This window comes from Flavobacterium hibernum, assembly GCF_000832125.1.
Lineage (GTDB): Bacteria > Bacteroidota > Bacteroidia > Flavobacteriales > Flavobacteriaceae > Flavobacterium > Flavobacterium hibernum.
Genome location: NZ_JPRK01000002.1, coordinates 263,096 through 278,580, shown reverse-complemented (window position 1 = coordinate 278,580; position 15,485 = coordinate 263,096). Strand labels below are relative to the sequence as shown.

The 15,485-nt window shown below is 49.2% G+C and carries 15 protein-coding genes; 7 read left to right on the top strand and 8 right to left on the bottom strand.

Annotated elements, in window-relative coordinates:
• Positions 1–5: 5 nt before the first annotated feature.
• Positions 6–251 (bottom strand): hypothetical protein, encoded by a 246-nt coding sequence (locus tag IW18_RS01225; RefSeq protein ID WP_041515741.1) that lies wholly within the window; start codon positions 249–251, stop codon positions 6–8.
• A 358-nt stretch (positions 252–609) separates the two neighbouring features.
• Here IW18_RS01225 and IW18_RS22850 point away from each other — a divergent pair, with 358 nt between their 5' ends.
• The 7 genes from IW18_RS22850 to IW18_RS01185 all read left to right on the top strand — a co-directional run bounded on the left by IW18_RS22850 (position 610) and on the right by IW18_RS01185 (position 8,960).
• The gene (locus tag IW18_RS22850) at positions 610–1,509 is read left to right on the top strand and encodes a phosphatase PAP2 family protein (RefSeq protein WP_084607888.1); all 900 of its coding nucleotides are present in this window, start codon (positions 610–612) and stop codon (positions 1,507–1,509) included.
• A complete protein-coding gene (eptA, locus tag IW18_RS01215; protein WP_041515739.1) occupies positions 1,496–3,016 on the top strand; it encodes a phosphoethanolamine--lipid A transferase EptA in 1,521 nt (506 codons plus the stop codon). Before IW18_RS22850 ends, eptA begins: the two co-directional genes overlap by 14 nt.
• Positions 3,017–3,055: 39 nt before the next feature.
• The gene (locus tag IW18_RS22845) at positions 3,056–3,706 is read left to right on the top strand and encodes a DUF1345 domain-containing protein (protein WP_084607887.1); all 651 of its coding nucleotides are present in this window, start codon (positions 3,056–3,058) and stop codon (positions 3,704–3,706) included.
• Between the two features lie 309 nt (positions 3,707–4,015).
• Entirely contained in the window at positions 4,016–4,690 is a 675-nt protein-coding gene (locus tag IW18_RS01205) for a response regulator transcription factor (RefSeq protein WP_041515737.1), read from the top strand.
• Positions 4,687–5,952, top strand: coding sequence for a sensor histidine kinase (locus IW18_RS22840; RefSeq protein WP_240475520.1), 1,266 nt, complete (start codon positions 4,687–4,689; stop codon positions 5,950–5,952). The genes IW18_RS01205 and IW18_RS22840 overlap by 4 nt, the downstream gene beginning before the upstream one ends.
• 167 nt (positions 5,953–6,119) lie before the next feature.
• Positions 6,120–8,078, top strand: coding sequence for an LTA synthase family protein (locus tag IW18_RS22835; protein ID WP_084607885.1), 1,959 nt, complete (start codon positions 6,120–6,122; stop codon positions 8,076–8,078).
• A 3-nt stretch (positions 8,079–8,081) separates the two neighbouring features.
• Positions 8,082–8,960 carry a diacylglycerol/lipid kinase family protein gene (locus IW18_RS01185; RefSeq protein ID WP_041515733.1) on the top strand — a complete coding sequence of 293 codons (879 nt, stop codon included), beginning with the start codon at positions 8,082–8,084 and terminating at the stop codon, positions 8,958–8,960.
• An 86-nt stretch (positions 8,961–9,046) separates the two neighbouring features.
• On the opposite strand, the gene IW18_RS01180 is transcribed toward IW18_RS01185, so the two are convergent.
• The 7 genes from IW18_RS01180 to IW18_RS01150 form a co-directional block, all read right to left on the bottom strand.
• Positions 9,047–9,271 carry a hypothetical protein gene (locus IW18_RS01180; RefSeq protein WP_041515732.1) on the bottom strand — a complete coding sequence of 75 codons (225 nt, stop codon included), beginning with the start codon at positions 9,269–9,271 and terminating at the stop codon, positions 9,047–9,049.
• 121 nt (positions 9,272–9,392) lie between these two features.
• Positions 9,393–9,662 (bottom strand): hypothetical protein, encoded by a 270-nt coding sequence (locus IW18_RS01175; protein ID WP_123902593.1) that lies wholly within the window; start codon positions 9,660–9,662, stop codon positions 9,393–9,395.
• A gap of 266 nt (positions 9,663–9,928) precedes the next feature.
• The gene (locus IW18_RS01170; RefSeq protein WP_041515730.1) at positions 9,929–11,992 is read right to left on the bottom strand and encodes a heavy metal translocating P-type ATPase; all 2,064 of its coding nucleotides are present in this window, start codon (positions 11,990–11,992) and stop codon (positions 9,929–9,931) included.
• An 85-nt stretch (positions 11,993–12,077) separates the two neighbouring features.
• Positions 12,078–12,530 (bottom strand): MgtC/SapB family protein, encoded by a 453-nt coding sequence (locus IW18_RS01165; RefSeq protein WP_041515729.1) that lies wholly within the window; start codon positions 12,528–12,530, stop codon positions 12,078–12,080.
• 32 nt (positions 12,531–12,562) lie between these two features.
• A complete protein-coding gene (locus tag IW18_RS01160) occupies positions 12,563–13,444 on the bottom strand; it encodes a bestrophin family protein (RefSeq protein WP_041515728.1) in 882 nt (293 codons plus the stop codon).
• Positions 13,445–13,498: 54 nt separating this feature from the next.
• Positions 13,499–13,915 (bottom strand): Fur family transcriptional regulator, encoded by a 417-nt coding sequence (locus tag IW18_RS22830; RefSeq protein WP_084607884.1) that lies wholly within the window; start codon positions 13,913–13,915, stop codon positions 13,499–13,501.
• Between the two features lie 279 nt (positions 13,916–14,194).
• Positions 14,195–15,484, bottom strand: coding sequence for an efflux RND transporter periplasmic adaptor subunit (locus IW18_RS01150; protein WP_041515726.1), 1,290 nt, complete (start codon positions 15,482–15,484; stop codon positions 14,195–14,197).
• Position 15,485 lies beyond the last annotated feature (1 nt).

The window sequence follows — 15,485 nt, the reverse complement described above, 5'->3', positions numbered from 1 at the left end:
TGAACCTATTCGATCGTTACAGTATCCAGGATGTTTTCCTGATTTATAAATGCAGCGATATACTGCTTAACTTCGACTTGCTTTTCAGATGGCGTTTCAAAGGTATTGATATGAAACTCCTCATCCTTGTCCAGGATGTGGATAATCTCGGTATAGCCTTTGGAAATCAGGCTGCCCTTGAGCCTAAGGATGGTATGCTGCTGGCGGGCATCCAAATCTTTTCTCACTTTTAGTCGTATCGCTTTTTCCATTTTGAAAGATCTGACCGTTGGTCTTGGGTGGATTCTAAATCCAAATATACCTATTTACATTCGGCGCATGCAAAATTTCAGTGTTAAAATAATGCGCCGGCGAATGTTAAAACGCATTGGATCGGCAGAAAAAAAACTGCTCGCATTGAGAGACTTGCTGCTCTTCTGAAAATTTTAAAATATTTTTAATAATCTGATATACAAACAAATAAACACTAAAATTATCCAAAATAAAAGTCTGTGAAATGAAAATTCAGGATGATTACAAAATTGGATTGTAAACTTTCGGGAAAAAAGAATCGATATGTTTTGCCCTGGTTAAGCCAGTGTAAAACAATGATTAACAAAGTCCTAGAAAATGCGCCAATTATTCCTCGAAAATGCCGATGGGGGCATCGAAAAAATCACGTCCGAAAAGGCCAATCCCCTTTTGGATCTTTATGTTTCATTCAACTTCTCAAGGCTGCGGCCTACCCTTTTTTTCCTGCCTGCGGTGCTGCTGCTGCTAATCGCCGCGTTCCTTTTCATGCTCGATGCGCTGCGCGCCGAATCGTATATCCTGATCCAGAGGGAATATTTCTTTATGCTGAATGCCACCCTGTCCCAATATCCTGAAATGCAGTACAATCTCACCGAAACCGGAAATACGCTGGTGGTGGCGTCGCTGCTGAGCATTTTTGTGCTGCACGCGCCTAAGATATGGGAGTCTCTTGCCTCTGCCCTTCTGGTTTCCTGCCTGTTTTCCAGCGTGCTGAAAAAGCTCTTTCATGTCCCAAGGCCGGCAGCTTTTTTTGACAACGGCAGCTTTATTATAATCGGAAGAACCCTCTCAGGGCACAACAGCCTGCCCTCAGGGCATTCCATCACCATTTTTACGGCGCTTTCCATCCTTATGTTTGCCTTTATGCCTGCCAGGCTGATAAACAGGATCTTTTGGTGCACACTTTTTGTGTCAGCAGGTCTCGCGCTTGTCCTCACAAGGGTTGCCCTAGGAGCGCATTACCCCATTGATGTTCTTGTCGGGGGCATCATAGGCTACTTCTGCGCCCTTGCCGGCATATTTATCTCAACAAGGTACCGCATCTGGAAATGGATCGGAAACAGGAAATACCACCCCTTTTTCATCATTGCCTTCACGGGATGCTGGCTTGCGCTGGCCTTCAGGATCATGCAGGAGCACCTTTTCATATTCTGCCTGTCTTTATTCGTTTTGACCATATCACTATATAAAATTACCGCCGCATATGTTAAAAGGTAAACTACCGGCAGCCCGCATGGCAGCCTTAATCAGCCTGGCCAACTGCCTGTTCTTCCATATCCCCTTCTTCTCTTTTGTGGTCGGGAACCTGAATTACGCGGGTTTCAGCGGCATTATGACCATCGCCAGCCTCATCGCGCTGATGCTGGTGCTGGATTTCCTGGTCTTTTACCTGCTGCTTTACCTTACCGGAATTTTCGGCAGAATTCTCATTTCGCTCTTTTTTGCCCTCAGCGCGGCAGCCCTGTATTTCATCAATTCCTACAGCGTGATCATAGACGAAAGCATGGTGGGGAATATCCTCAACACCAATTATGCTGAATCAAGCGCCTATTTTTCGATCAGGCTGGCGCTTTATGTGCTCGTGCTCGGGATAGTTCCCTCGGCCGCGCTCTTGAGGATAAAGATCATAAAGGAGCCTCTTAAAAGGTTTGCGGCGCTCTGCTCAGGCAGCCTGCTCATTGCGCTGGCGCTGGTATTTATCAATTCAGCCGGCTGGCTTTGGATCGACAAGAATTCCAAAAAGCTGGGAGGGCTTGCAATGCCATGGTCTTATGCGGTCAACACCTCCCTGTTTTACGTGCACCAGTACAATAAAAACCAGAAGGAAATCCTGCTTCCCGATGCCCGCATCAGGGACAGGAAGAAATCCATTGTGGTGCTGGTCATCGGGGAATCCGCAAGAAGGGCCAATTTCTCGCTGTACGGCTATCCGAAGAACACCAATCCGCTGCTTTCCAAAACTGAAAACCTGCATATCTTCAATGCTGTCTCCTCGGCAACCTATACCACCGGCGGCGTGAAGGCGATACTGGACCATAAAAAGACCGATGAGCTTTATGAGATTCTGCCCAACTACCTGTACCGTAACGATGTCGAGGTCATCTGGAGGACCGCCAACTGGGGAGAGCCGCCGCTTCATATCAAAAATTACCAGGACCGGAAATACCTAGGCGCTGCATGTCCGGGCAGGGAATGCGCATACGACGAGGTCCTGCTTAACCTTTTCCGGGAGCAGATCCTGGCCAGCAGCAGGGACAAGATATTTCTGGTGCTGCATACCAGCACCAGCCACGGCCCCAGCTACAGCAAAAAGTACCCTCCGGCGTTCCAGTATTTCAATCCGGTCTGCACCAGCGTCGAGCTTGCTGACTGCTCAAAGCAGGAACTGATGAACGCCTACGACAATACGATAGTTTATACCGATTACCTGCTCAGCCGCGTGATCCAGAACCTGAAAGAGCTCAAGGAATTTGACAGCACTATGATTTTTGTTTCGGACCACGGAGAGTCGCTCGGCGAAAAAAATCTCTACATGCACGGCCTGCCGATGAGCATTGCTTCAAGGGAGCAGTTTGAGATTCCTTTTATTGTCTGGGTTTCGCCCGGCTCAAAAAAACTGAAAGCCGATAAAACCGCATCCCAGTACCATGTCTTCCACAGTGTGCTGAACTTTCTGAATATAGAAAGTCCCATCTATGATGAAAATATGAACATTTACCAATAGCATTCAAACAACCGGCACAAGCCATAAAAATAATTTCTTATGAATGGAACAGTATTTATAAACCGGCTCAGCAACAGGTCAAGGCTGGCAATTTCCGCTTCGGCGGGACTGCTCACCGCCGTTGTCCTTGAGATCGGAACCAGCAGGCCCTCGGTGCACATCATGGCGGTATGGCTGGCTTTTTCCCTAACCCAGCTGTTCTTCTCCTGGTTCACCATCCTGACCTGCCGCGTGGATGAGCTCAAGAAAAGTGCCAAAGACCAGGACTCGGGACGCGCTGTGCTGTCCCTGTTCATGCTCCTTACAACGGCCGTAAGCCTTCTGGGCATCTTGCTGCTGTATGTTTCAGCCGATCAGAAGACCGGTTCCGAGCTGGCGCTGCATGTGGTGATGACCCTCTCATCGGTGGGAACGGCCTGGGCGGTGGTCCATACCACGTTCGCCTTCAAATACGCCAATCTCCATTATTCGCTCAACGGCCTTGATTTTCCCGGAAAAGGCGAACCTGACTATCTCGACTTTGTCTATTTCTCATTTGTGATCGGCACAACCTTTCAGGTGTCCGATGTCGCCATACTGGACAGGAAGATAAGGAGGACCGCGCTGGTGCACGGGGTGCTTTCCTTTATGTTCAACACCACCATACTGGCATTGAGCATCAATATTATTTCCAGCATGGTGCAGCGCTGAGCAATTAAACCCTATAGGGCATTTATACGCTCCCAGACTCTTTTTTTTGATGTGATTCTCCCGGCATCCAGTTTTCATGGCTGGGGGAATCTTTATCAAAGCCCCGAAATCTTAAGGCAGATTTTGCTAAAAAAACGTGCTGCAGGCAAAAATTCAGAATTAATTCAAAATTGAGCCGTATTATTACAGACTGTAATATAAACGGCACAGCCGTTTTATAAAAATGATGCCCCGCAGCGCATATATTGCCATAAATTCTTAAATTTAGTGGGCATATGCACTGTCATGGGGCGGTAAGAAAATGGCATCATGAAAATTTTAATCATAGAAGACGAACAGGATATCGCTCAAAGCATACAGAGCTATTTCAAGGACAATGGCGTAAAATGCGAAACGGCGCACAATTATGCGCAGGCCGTGCATAAGATCGATAATTACGATTACGACTGCATACTGCTTGACCTTAGCCTTCCCGACGGCAACGGTTTTGACATCCTCAGGGAGCTGAGAAGCAAGGACAAAACCGACGGGGTGATAATCATATCGGCAAAAGAGACCCTGGAAACAAGGCTGGAGGGCTTCAGTCTGGGAGCCGACGACTACCTCACAAAACCCTTCCATCTTGCCGAACTGCTGGTAAGGATGCAGGCACTGGTAAGACGCAGGAACTTCAGGGGAAGCAACAGCGTGGTGTTCCAGGAGATCAGGATCGAGGTGTTCACCAAAACGGTCCTTGTAAATGAACAGAAAATCGAGCTGACCAGAAAGGAGCTCAACCTTCTTCTGTTCCTAATCGGCAACAATGACAAGGTCCTGTCAAAGGCCGCCATCGCCGAACACCTATCGGGCGACATGGCCGATATGCTCGACAGCCACGATTTCATATACGCACACATCAAAAACCTGAAAAAGAAGCTTTCAAAAGCAGGTTCGGGAGATTATATTAAAACCGTTTACGGCGAAGGATACAAATGGGAAAAATGAATACCAAAAAACTGCTCAGCAAAACCACGCGCGATTTTCTTATCCTCGCTGCCGTAATTCTCACAATCTGCGCTCCGATATTCTACTTTGTGAGCCAGTGGCTTTTTATCTACGAAACCGAAGAGGTGCTCGTGCAGCATAAAAATGCATTCATTAACCAATCCAGCCGCAATTTCACTCCCGAAGACATCAAGACCTGGAACAGGTACAACCTGCATTTCACCATTATGCCCGATATGGGCGTAAAAAAAGATTCCATAGTCGGCACCATGATCGAAGACTCCACGGCTGAGGAAAAAGAGCCTTTCCGCATCATTTACGCCCCAGTGGAAATTGCCGGCAGAAAATACACCTACACCGAAAAGATCCACCTGCTGGAAATGGAAAGGATGGTGTTCACCATAGCTGGCATGTTCACCTTTATCCTTCTGGTGCTTTTTATCGGCATAGTCTGGCTGTCCAAGAAAACGGCATCCAAACGATGGAAGCCCTTTTACAATACCCTGGACCAGATCCATGAGTTTGAGATCGACAAAAGCAAGCCCCCGCACTTTATCCAGTCTGGAATCGATGAATTTGAACGCCTGAACAGAAGCCTTGAGGCGCTGATCGAAAAAAATACGGCCATCTACAAAAGCCAGCGCGAGTTTGTGGAAAACGCCGCACATGAGCTCCAGACGCCCCTCGCGCTGTTCCAGAACAAGATCGACACCCTTTTCCAGATGCGGCTCGACAAGGACCAGACTCGGGTGCTGGGCGCCTTGAGTAGGGATGTCGCAAAACTCAACAGGCTCAACAAAAATCTGCTGCTGCTCTCCAAAATAGAGCATGAGATCTATCTGGAAAAAACCTGCATCTCGGTTAATGAGCATATAGAAAAGCATCTGGACTTCTTTACCGAGCAGGCCGGCCAGAAATGGGTCGCCATTAATGTGCAGCTGTCCGAAAAGCTTGAAATAGAAGCCAACCCTGTCCTTGCCGAAATCCTTATCAACAACCTGGTGCTTAACGCCATCCGCCATAACCGCACCGAGGGAAATATCATAATCAGGACCCTGGATCGCGAGCTGATGGTCCTCAACACTGGTACGGCCGAACCGCTTCCCATCGAGAAGCTCTTCGGACGTTTCTTCAGCGGCGGCACCTCGGCAAACGGCAGCGGGCTGGGTCTGGCCATCATCAAAAAGATAACCGAGATAAGCGGATGGAAGATCTCCTACTCCTATTATAATGATTTCCACTGCTTCAGCGTAAAGTTCTAGCGGCGGCACCTGATCGCGCAGGAAGCTTCCGCTCGGATCCAGCATAGCTGCGCCAGGCTGCAATGCGCTTTTTTTTCATAAACAGGGTTAATATTTCTTAATAAAAACCAAAAATTCAGAATGACTACAACATTGCAATGTAAACTTTGCTGAGTTATTATTGAGTTATGGGTAAATTGTCTATCAGAACCGGCAGATACGCACTGCTGGTTCATTTTATTGCATGGTTTCTGCTGTTTTCGCAGCTGCTGCGCATCATCCTTTTTATCTGGCAGCATGGCCAGGTCTCGCAAAGCATTTTTGATGTCATCCGCACGCTCCTTACAGGGCTTTTTTTTGATATCGGAACCATCGCGCTGATTTCTTATCCTGCCGTTCTATACTATACCGTATTTGCGGGAAGATGGACCGGCTCGATGGCCGACAGGATCGTAATCTGGTTCTTTACGGCGCTGAATGTTTTCATACTGGTTTTCACCTTTCTGGCCGAAATCACCTTCTGGGAGGAATTCAGGACCCGCTTCAATTTCATTGCGGTGGACTACCTGATCTACACCTACGAGGTCATTGCCAATATACAGGAGTCCTATCCTCTGCCGCTTCTCGTGTCAGCTGTCGTGATAGTTACCGCACTTGTGCTTTTTGCCTTTTACAGATCAAGAGCCTTTGCCGCCGCATTCGCCCACAACACGGACATAGTGAAGAGGGTTTCCATATTGCTGCTCTTCACGGCCGCGGCATCCTTTTATATCACTTTTATCTCCAGCAGCCTGGCCGAATGGTCGCCCAACCGCTACAATTCCGAAATTTCCAAATCGGGCATCTATTCCTTTTTTGCCGCTTTTCGCAATAACCAGATGAAGTACGAGCAGTTTTACACCTCCATCGGCAATGACCGCGCGTTCAGCATCGTCAAATCAAAACTGGCAGACAGCACGGTATCCTTTGCCACTACAGGCTACTCGATCCACCGCAGCATAAAGGACGTCCAGTCGCCGCTGCAGCGCAGCAACGTGGTCTTTATCCTCATGGAAAGCTTCAGTGCGGATTTTATGGCCCAATTCGGAAACAGGCAGAACCTGACCCCTTTCCTGGACAGCCTTGCCCAGAAAAGCGTCTTTTTCACCGGCATGTACGCCACCGGAACCAGAACCGTGCGCGGCATGGAGGCGCTGACACTGTGCATACCTCCCACCCCGGGACAGTCGATTGTCAAAAGGCCTGAAAACCGGGACCTCTACACCATCAGCAATGTCTTCAGGTCCAAGAACTATGACTGCAGCTTTTTTTACGGCGGCGACGGCTATTTCGACAACATGAACTCCTACTTCGGAGGCAACGGCTTCAGCATTTATGACCGCGGGCGCGGAAGCGTGCTCAGCGACCGCATCAGCACAGTGAGGCATAATATCGCAGACAGCGAGGTCACATTTGAAAATGCATGGGGAATCTGCGATGAGGACATATTCAATAAAATGCTAAGCACTGCCGACCAGAAGCATAAGCAAGGAAAGCCGTTCCTGAATTTCGTGATGACCACCTCCAACCATAGGCCCTACACCTATCCTTCGGGCCGGATAGACATCCCGTCGGGAACGGGACGCGAGGGGGCTGTCAAGTATGCCGACTATGCCCTGAAAAGGCTCTTTGCCCAAGCGTCTAAAAAGCCCTGGTACAAGAATACCGTCTTCATTGTCGTTGCCGACCACTGCGCCAGCAGCGCAGGAAAGGATGAGATAGACATTGCCAACTACCATATCCCCGCCTTTATCGTCAATATGCCCGAAACGGCCAGCCGCAAGGTGGATAAGCAGTGCTCGCAGATCGATCTCTGGCCTACCGTATTTTCGATGTTCAAATGGCACTACGAATCCGATTTCTTCGGCAGGGACATCCTTGACCCGGATTTCGAGCAGCGGGCGTTTCTGGGGACATACCGCAAGCTCGCGCTCATGAAAGGCAGCCGGGTTATGATACTTTCCGACCAGAAGAAGCAGGCCTTCTACAGCTGGAAAAAATCAGACAACAGCCTCACGCCCCTTCCGATGGACAGGCCCTTTCTTGAAGAGACCATCGCATGGTACCAGACCGCTGACTACCTTTTTACAAACAAACTTTTAAAATAAGCAATGACCTATATACATTTCATCATTAACCCTGTCTCCGGCGCAGGGCGCCACAGCCTGCCGGATTTTTACATCAGGCAGTTCTTTCCCGCTGACCGGTATAAGATCAGCACTGATTACACCATGAGCAGAAAGCACGCCCTGATCCTCACCGAAAAAGCGCTGGAGCAGAATCCCGACATCATCGTGGCATGCGGAGGCGACGGAACCATCAATGAGGTGGCTTCGCGTCTGATCGGAACCGATGTGAAGCTTGGAATCATCCCCGTGGGATCGGGAAACGGACTGGCATCGCATCTGAACATTCCGCGCGATATCGGAAAATCTCTTGAAATTATCAGGGAAGGAAGAAAATTGCGGATCGATGCCGGAAGAATCAACCAGCATTACTTTTTCAGCAACACCGGCATCGGAATTGACGCGATGATTGTAAAAAAGTATGAGAATTCGGGAAAAAGGATGCTTTTTGCCTATATCAAGGCTGCAGTTGTGGCAGCCTTTGAGTATAAGGCGAAGCCCGCCATAGTATATTTCGACGACAGGGTCATACCAATAAAGCCATTTATGGTCTTTGTTTCCAATTCAAATGAAATGGGCTACAGCATGAGCCTTACCCCAGGCGCACTGCTGACGGATGGAAAACTGGATCTGGTTCTCATTCCCGAGCTTTCCTTTTTCGAAAAGATAGCCCTTGGATACCATATTCTCACCCGCTCAGTCAGCAGATTCAAGAAGGCCCAGCACCATCTGGTGCAGAGCCTGCAGATCGAAATGCCCACGAATATATTCACCGATGCGCAGATCGACGGGGAGCATTATAAATTAAGGACCAACACCTGCAGAATTTCGGCAGAGCCTGCCGCACTCAGCGTGCTGGTCTGAACGCTTAATTAGGCTTTTCCGGAACTGCCTTCCCTTCGGGGAAGGCTCTCCGGAAATACGGGCTGCCGCCCTTGATCTTATCAGTTCTATTTGGCAAGCCTTGAGCGGTCCGTCTCAAAATCCAGAAGGATCATTTTCTGGTCGTCCAGAAAAATCAGCACATCCAGAACGGCAGCCTGGTTATGCTTCTCCTCTTGTATCGGATCTGTCGGAAAAATTAAGCCCGAAAGCTCCTCCAGAGCAAAATCACGATCAGGATTGTCCCTTAGAATGGTAAGGATTACATTGGAAATATTGGCATACTTTTTCATATTCTGCTAATCATTTGGTTTAAATGCCCGGTTTATTTTTTTATAGAATAAACCGCAGAACCTTAGAAAAAGCCTGCGGTTTTGAATTAACAATCGCCTTTTATATTTTTTTTTATATATTTCATTTCGGGGATTCAGGAAGGCGTCCTGCGCCTTCATTGGTCAATTTCCCATTGGCCTGCTCATGCGGCCTGTCCTGCACGTGGTACAGGATAAAATGTCTTGCCCTTGCAAAAATTCCAAGTACAATCACAATTCCCAGAATTGCCAGTATGATCGTTTTTCCGATATTGACAGCCGAATACCTGTTCTTCTTTCTAACCGGCCTGCCCTTCTGTCCCCTGGAGGTCTTCTGTATGTTGGGATAGTATTTCTTCTTTCGTTTTTTCATTTCGCATAAAATTCGATTCAATGCGCTATACCTGCAGATACGGCATTGCATTACCAGTAACTGCCGGTAAAACTGCACGTTTGATATTTCTGCCTGTGCGGTTGCGGCAGGCATTTCTGATGGATATTACGATTGGATAAGGGCACAAAGAATCCCTGCCGTCTGAGCCAGATGATTATCCGTAAGCGGATATCATCTGGCCGGCAGCTAAACAGCAGCATTAAATCTTTTGGATTTAAGCCTTTAGAATCTTTGAATTATCCAATTTAGAATTTCATTTTCTGGATGCGCACCGCATTCAGAATCGCAATCAGCGATACGCCGACATCGGCAAATACGGCTTCCCACATCGTGGCCAGCCCGCCTGCTCCAAGAACGAGCACTACGCCCTTGACTACGAAAGCCAGGGTGATGTTCTGCCATACGATCTTCTTGGTCTGCCTGCCGATATTGATGGCCATGGGTATTTTTGAAGGCTTGTCGTCCTGTATCACGACATCGGCCGTTTCGATGGTCGCATCGCTTCCCAGCCCGCCCATTGCGATGCCCGCATCGCTGAGCGCTACCACAGGCGCATCGTTCACTCCGTCACCGACAAAGGCAACCGTTCCATACTGCGCCTTGATCTCCTTCACTTTGTTTACTTTGTCTTCCGGCAGAAGATCTCCGTAGGCATTGTCAATCCCCAGTTTGTCTGCTACAAATTTCACTACGCTTCCCTTGTCCCCGCTGAGCATCGTCGCTTTTATATTCATCTTGTGCAGCAGGTCGATGGTCAGCTGCGAGTCTTCCTTGATGCTGTCCGCTATGGTGATATACCCGACATATTTTTTGTCATAGCTTACCGCGATGGTCGTGTATACTATCGAAGCCGGATCGACATCATAAGAAATGCCGAACTTGTCCATCAGCTTGAAGTTCCCCGCAAGCAGCTCCTTTCCGCCGATTAATGCCTTCAGTCCGTGGCCCGCAATTTCTTCGGTGCTTTCCAGTTTTATCGAACTGTCCACCTCACCCACGTATTCATGGATTGCCGTAGCAACAGGATGCGAGCTCTGGCTCTCCACCGCATTGACCATTTTCAGGATCTCATCCTTGTCAAACTCCGGCTTGAAGACAGTCTCCTGCACTTTGAAAACCCCTTCTGTCATCGTTCCGGTCTTGTCCATCACCACGTTCTGGATCGAGGCCATCACGTCAAGGAAATTGCTCCCTTTGAACAGTATCCCGTTGCGGCTGGCCGCACCGATTCCGCCGAAATAGCCCAGCGGTATGGAAATGACAAGCGCACACGGACAGGAAATTACCAGAAAGACAAGAGCCCTGTAAAGCCAGCTGCTGAAATCATAATTGTCCACAAAGAAATAAGGCAGAAGGCAGATTCCGATAGCCAGAAAAACCACAATAGGCGTGTAGATCTTGGCGAACCTGCGTATGAACAGTTCTGTCGGAGCCTTCTGCGAGGTCGCATTCTGTACAAGTTCCAGTATTCTGCTGAGCTTGCTGTCGGTAAAGGCCGCGGTGACTTTCACCTGTGCCGCCACGTTGAGATTTATCATTCCCGCCAGGACCGCCTCGCCTTTGGATTTGGTGTCCGGTTTGCTTTCCCCTGTAAGGGCCGCCGTATTGAATGAGGCGCTGTCGGTTAGAAGCTCCCCGTCAAGCCCAAGCTTTTCTCCTGGTTTCAGCTGGATGATATCCCCAATCTGGGCCTGTTCGGCTTTGATTGTTTTGGTCTTTCCGTCTGCGACGATGGTCACTTCATCGGGCCTCTGGTCCAGAAGGCTTTTGATGTTGCGCTGTGCCCTTGATACGGCAAGGGTCTGGAAAACTTCCCCTACGGCGTAAAAAAGCATTACCGCAACCCCTTCGGGATATTCCTTAATGATGAAGGCGCCGACTGTGGCTATGCTCATCAGAAGGAACTCGGAAAATATCTCCCCTTTGGTGATGCTTTTGAAGGCATCCCTGATAACCGGAAATCCGACGATCAGATAGGCCACCAGGTACCACACGAACCGCAGGGTGCCAGAAAACCACGGCAGCTTGATCCAGTTGTCAAAAGAAATGGCAAGAAGCAGCAGCACCAGTGAAATTATCGAAGGAAGGAACATCTTAAACGCTCCGCCTTCGGCAGTGCTGTGGTTATGGCCGTCATCATCGGTGTGGGCATGGCTGTGCCCGTCGTCGCTGCTGTGCGCATGGTTGTGGCCGTCACCGGGAGTGTGCCCCTTCAGAAGTTCCTTTGCGCCGGCCTGCACATACACCTTCTCGGTCTGCGTGCAGCAGATCTGTTTCCCGTTCTTATCGTATTTATGTTTGTGTTCCATGATATATAATTTATAAGGTTAAAAAATTCGGCACCATTCTCCCTGAAGTGTCCCGGTGCCGATAAAAGGCAGTCCATTGGTTTAGTTAGTCCTTTTTTTTGCTCTTAATTAATCTATCTACCAGTCTTCTGTACCAAGAAAAATGGTTCACGCTGAAAATCAGCAGTATGATGAGTGTCGCCGAAACGGCAATTACAAGCATATCCAGTGCTATGGCCATTCCAACCGCTGATGTGGTCCAAAGGCCCGCGGCGGTTGTGATGCCTTTGGGCAGGTTCCTCTGGTCCCTGAAAATTATTCCCGCCCCTATGAATCCCAGCCCGGTCGCAATGGCGGCAAGCATTCGGGCCACAGCCGAGACATCTTCCGTAAGATGGGCCGCAATGGAAACAAACAGGCAGGAGGCCGCGCAGATGCATGCAAAAGTCCTCACGCCCGTATTCTGCTGTTCCCTTTCCCTTTCAAGCCCGATCAGGCCGCCCAGGGCAGCAGCCAGCAGCAGCTTGGCTGACATATAAAGTTCAACCCCGATATCCATTGGATTCTGATTTTTGGCAGAAAGCCCAATTGCTACATTTCATAATAAAGGCTGTTCTTAGGTTTTACGGGAATATCCTTCGCGCCGGTCATCTCAAGGAGATTGATCTCAATGGTCTGTGCCAGCGAAGTCATCGGCGTATCCACAGGCGTGTTCTCAAAAGGATCCTGCATGATGATGGCAGTTGATTCGATCGCAATGAACAGCAGCGGAATCAGGATGGTAAGCAGCAGTTCAACCGCCAGCTGGGAATCCTCGAGCCCGAAGGGCAGTATGGCCGCAAAAACATAGATCAGCGTGTGCACCAGAAGGCTGTATGACTTTGGAAAGACCGTATTTTTGATCCGTTCGCATTTTCCCATATGGTCGCAGAGCCGTGAAATGGTTTCATTGAGCTGCACGGTCTTGAAATCCGTTATGATCCCTTTCTGCTCCATTTCGGCAGCGCCCTGCGAATGCCTGTCCAGCAGGGCATTGGGGATGTTTGTCCCGGTAATTTTATGGAACTTCAGATAGGCCTCCACCTTCGGGCTGAAGGGCTGGCGGCGCAGCGCTTCTCCAAGGGCATACACCCATATGATCTGCCTTTCGGCAAACTGGTCTGCAATCTGGCTGTTTTCTTTGGATGCGGCCTGCATCACCTGTCTGACAAGGGTGCGCGAATCGTTTACAATCGCACCCCATACCATTCTGGCTTCCCACCACCTCTCGTAGGACTGCGCAGTCCTGAAGGCCAGCAGCAGCGAGACTGCGGTTCCGACAAGAGCCGGAATGCTGAGCGGAAGGGATACTTTCCTGAAAACGGGAAGCATATCCAGCATGCCGATTGCAGCGGCAAAAATGACAATGAGAATAATCTGGGATCTTATTTCCCTCACAAAGTACAGCACTGATATTCTGCGGTTTAACAGCATAGCTTAAAATTAAAATTTTACAATTATCCTTTGTTCACAATTATCTGATTTGAATTATGATGCAGTGAGGCACTTCTCGCAGATTCCTTTGGCCAGAATCTGGATCTCGTCGATCCGAAGGCTGCCTGTCAGGCTTTCGGGAAGAATGATCTCCTCCCTGCAGGTGGTCTGCCCGCACTTCCTGCAGTAGAAATGCAGATGCCTGTCGTTATGTTCTTCCTGCTCGCATGAATCTGCGCATAAGCGGTACCTGGCCTGGTTTTCATCCATGATCTTATGCACGAGGCCTTTTTCCAGAAAAGTCTGGAGCGTCCTGTAGATGGTCACCTTGTCGGCCTTATGGAAATATTTCTCGATATCGGCCAGAGACAGAGCCTCACTCAGCGTCTGCATGTACTCATAGATCAGGATACGCATCGTGGTCAGGCGTATGTTCTTGCTGTTAAAGGCTTCTTCCGTTGTTTTCTTCATATAATTTTTACATTAAAAATAAACCGGCAGCAAGGCCTATCGGCTGGGCAGTTACAGTAAATTTACGAAGCTTATTTTTAAATTCAGCATTCGGATTCACTTTTCAGCAGGCAGATACTTGATAATCGGCCCTGACTGCCGGCATTTTTTAAATTAATGCAGGTTTCCCCGTTCGAGACCATCAATTAAAGACCAAGGGGGAGGGTCTCCAATTATCCGGGTTAATCACAGGCAAACACACGCTGTCGAACAGGAACCTGCATTAAATCCTTCAATTTCTTAATGCTCGTGGCCTCCCGAATTGCTCAGTTTGGCATTTACAAAAAAGGTTCCTTTGGTCACAATCTGCGATCCGGCAGGTATTTCCTTAACCGGCGTAACTGCCGTATAGCCCACTTCTGAAACCCCTTTGGTGACCTCCACTTTTTCAAAATTCATGCTTGCCGCATCGATTTTCTTCTCCTCTTCGGCACTGTGCTTTTCCCCCTCGTCGGCGCCTCCCTCAGCTTCCGACTCCTCATGCTCCTCGGGTTTCTTGTCCGTTTTCACGAAAATGTAGAATTTACCGTCCGCCTCAGCAATGGCATCATTGGGAACTGCTGCTGTAAGTGCAGTGCCCACCCCTACAAGGGCAGTGATATTCATTCCGTCGATAAGCCCGGTCTTGCTGCCCGTAACCGTACAGTGCACTGCAACGCTCTTGCTCTGGTTCTCAAAAGATGACCCTATATTGAACACCTTAGCCGTGTAGGAAACCGCCGGGTTATTGGTCAGGGTGAAGCTTACGCTCTGCCCCACCTTTACCTTGGGAAGATCCTTCTCGAAAACCTGAAGGTCAAGATGGATCAGCTGGTTGTCCACTATCTCCACAACAGGAGATGAAACGTCAACATAGCTTCCGATCTTCGCAAATTCCGCACTTACCGTGCCGGTAACCGGACTTGTAACCGTTAATGCCGCTCTTAAATTCGAAGGGGTGATCGCTGCCGGATTGATCCCCATAAGCTGGATCTGCTTGGCCAGCGAAGCCTTGCGGGCGCGCAGCGCACTTACCTCGGCAGTGGCATTCTGAAGATTTTTTAAGGCTCCGGCATTGCCCGCCTGAAGGTCTTTCTGGCGCTGCAGCTCCTGCTCCGCATTGGTGATGCGGCTGTTGATGGTGATATACTCCTCCTGCTGCTGCACAAACTGCGGGTTCTCGATAGTGGCAATCACCTGGCCCTTGCGCACCTGGTCGCCCAGCTGCACTTTAAGGGTCTTGATCACGCCTCCGTACAGAGAGGTGGCATTGGCCTTGTTATTGTTGGGAACCCTTAACGCGCCGTTGACTTTAATGGCTGCGGTCAGGTTCTTGTTCTCGATAGTGCCCAGCTCAACCCCTACAGAGTTCATCTGCTCCTTGGTCAGCACCGCAATTGTGGCAGCTTCCTCCTCGCCGTGCTCCTCTTCTTTTGCTCCCTCAGCCTTTTCGGTTTTAGCTCCAGTTTCGCTTTCATTGCTTTTTTGTCCGCAGCCTGCAAGCGAGAAGATTGCAGCGGCCGCGATTAATAATTGGATTTTGAGTTTCATC

Bases quoted from the DNA above. Each gene is read 5' to 3' on its own strand.
- IW18_RS01225 (WP_041515741.1), bottom strand. From the start codon at position 251: ATGGAAAAAGCGATACGACTAAAAGTGAGAAAAGATTTGGATGCCCGC.
- IW18_RS22850 (WP_084607888.1), top strand. From the start codon at position 610: ATGCGCCAATTATTCCTCGAAAATGCCGATGGGGGCATCGAAAAAATC.
- eptA (WP_041515739.1), top strand. From the start codon at position 1,496: ATGTTAAAAGGTAAACTACCGGCAGCCCGCATGGCAGCCTTAATCAGC.
- IW18_RS22845 (WP_084607887.1), top strand. From the start codon at position 3,056: ATGAATGGAACAGTATTTATAAACCGGCTCAGCAACAGGTCAAGGCTG.
- IW18_RS01205 (WP_041515737.1), top strand. From the start codon at position 4,016: ATGAAAATTTTAATCATAGAAGACGAACAGGATATCGCTCAAAGCATA.
- IW18_RS22840 (WP_240475520.1), top strand. From the start codon at position 4,687: ATGAATACCAAAAAACTGCTCAGCAAAACCACGCGCGATTTTCTTATC.
- IW18_RS22835 (WP_084607885.1), top strand. From the start codon at position 6,120: ATGGGTAAATTGTCTATCAGAACCGGCAGATACGCACTGCTGGTTCAT.
- IW18_RS01185 (WP_041515733.1), top strand. From the start codon at position 8,082: ATGACCTATATACATTTCATCATTAACCCTGTCTCCGGCGCAGGGCGC.
- IW18_RS01180 (WP_041515732.1), bottom strand. From the start codon at position 9,271: ATGAAAAAGTATGCCAATATTTCCAATGTAATCCTTACCATTCTAAGG.
- IW18_RS01175 (WP_123902593.1), bottom strand. From the start codon at position 9,662: ATGAAAAAACGAAAGAAGAAATACTATCCCAACATACAGAAGACCTCC.
- IW18_RS01170 (WP_041515730.1), bottom strand. From the start codon at position 11,992: ATGGAACACAAACATAAATACGATAAGAACGGGAAACAGATCTGCTGC.
- IW18_RS01165 (WP_041515729.1), bottom strand. From the start codon at position 12,530: ATGGATATCGGGGTTGAACTTTATATGTCAGCCAAGCTGCTGCTGGCT.
- IW18_RS01160 (WP_041515728.1), bottom strand. From the start codon at position 13,444: ATGCTGTTAAACCGCAGAATATCAGTGCTGTACTTTGTGAGGGAAATA.
- IW18_RS22830 (WP_084607884.1), bottom strand. From the start codon at position 13,915: ATGAAGAAAACAACGGAAGAAGCCTTTAACAGCAAGAACATACGCCTG.
- IW18_RS01150 (WP_041515726.1), bottom strand. From the start codon at position 15,484: ATGAAACTCAAAATCCAATTATTAATCGCGGCCGCTGCAATCTTCTCG.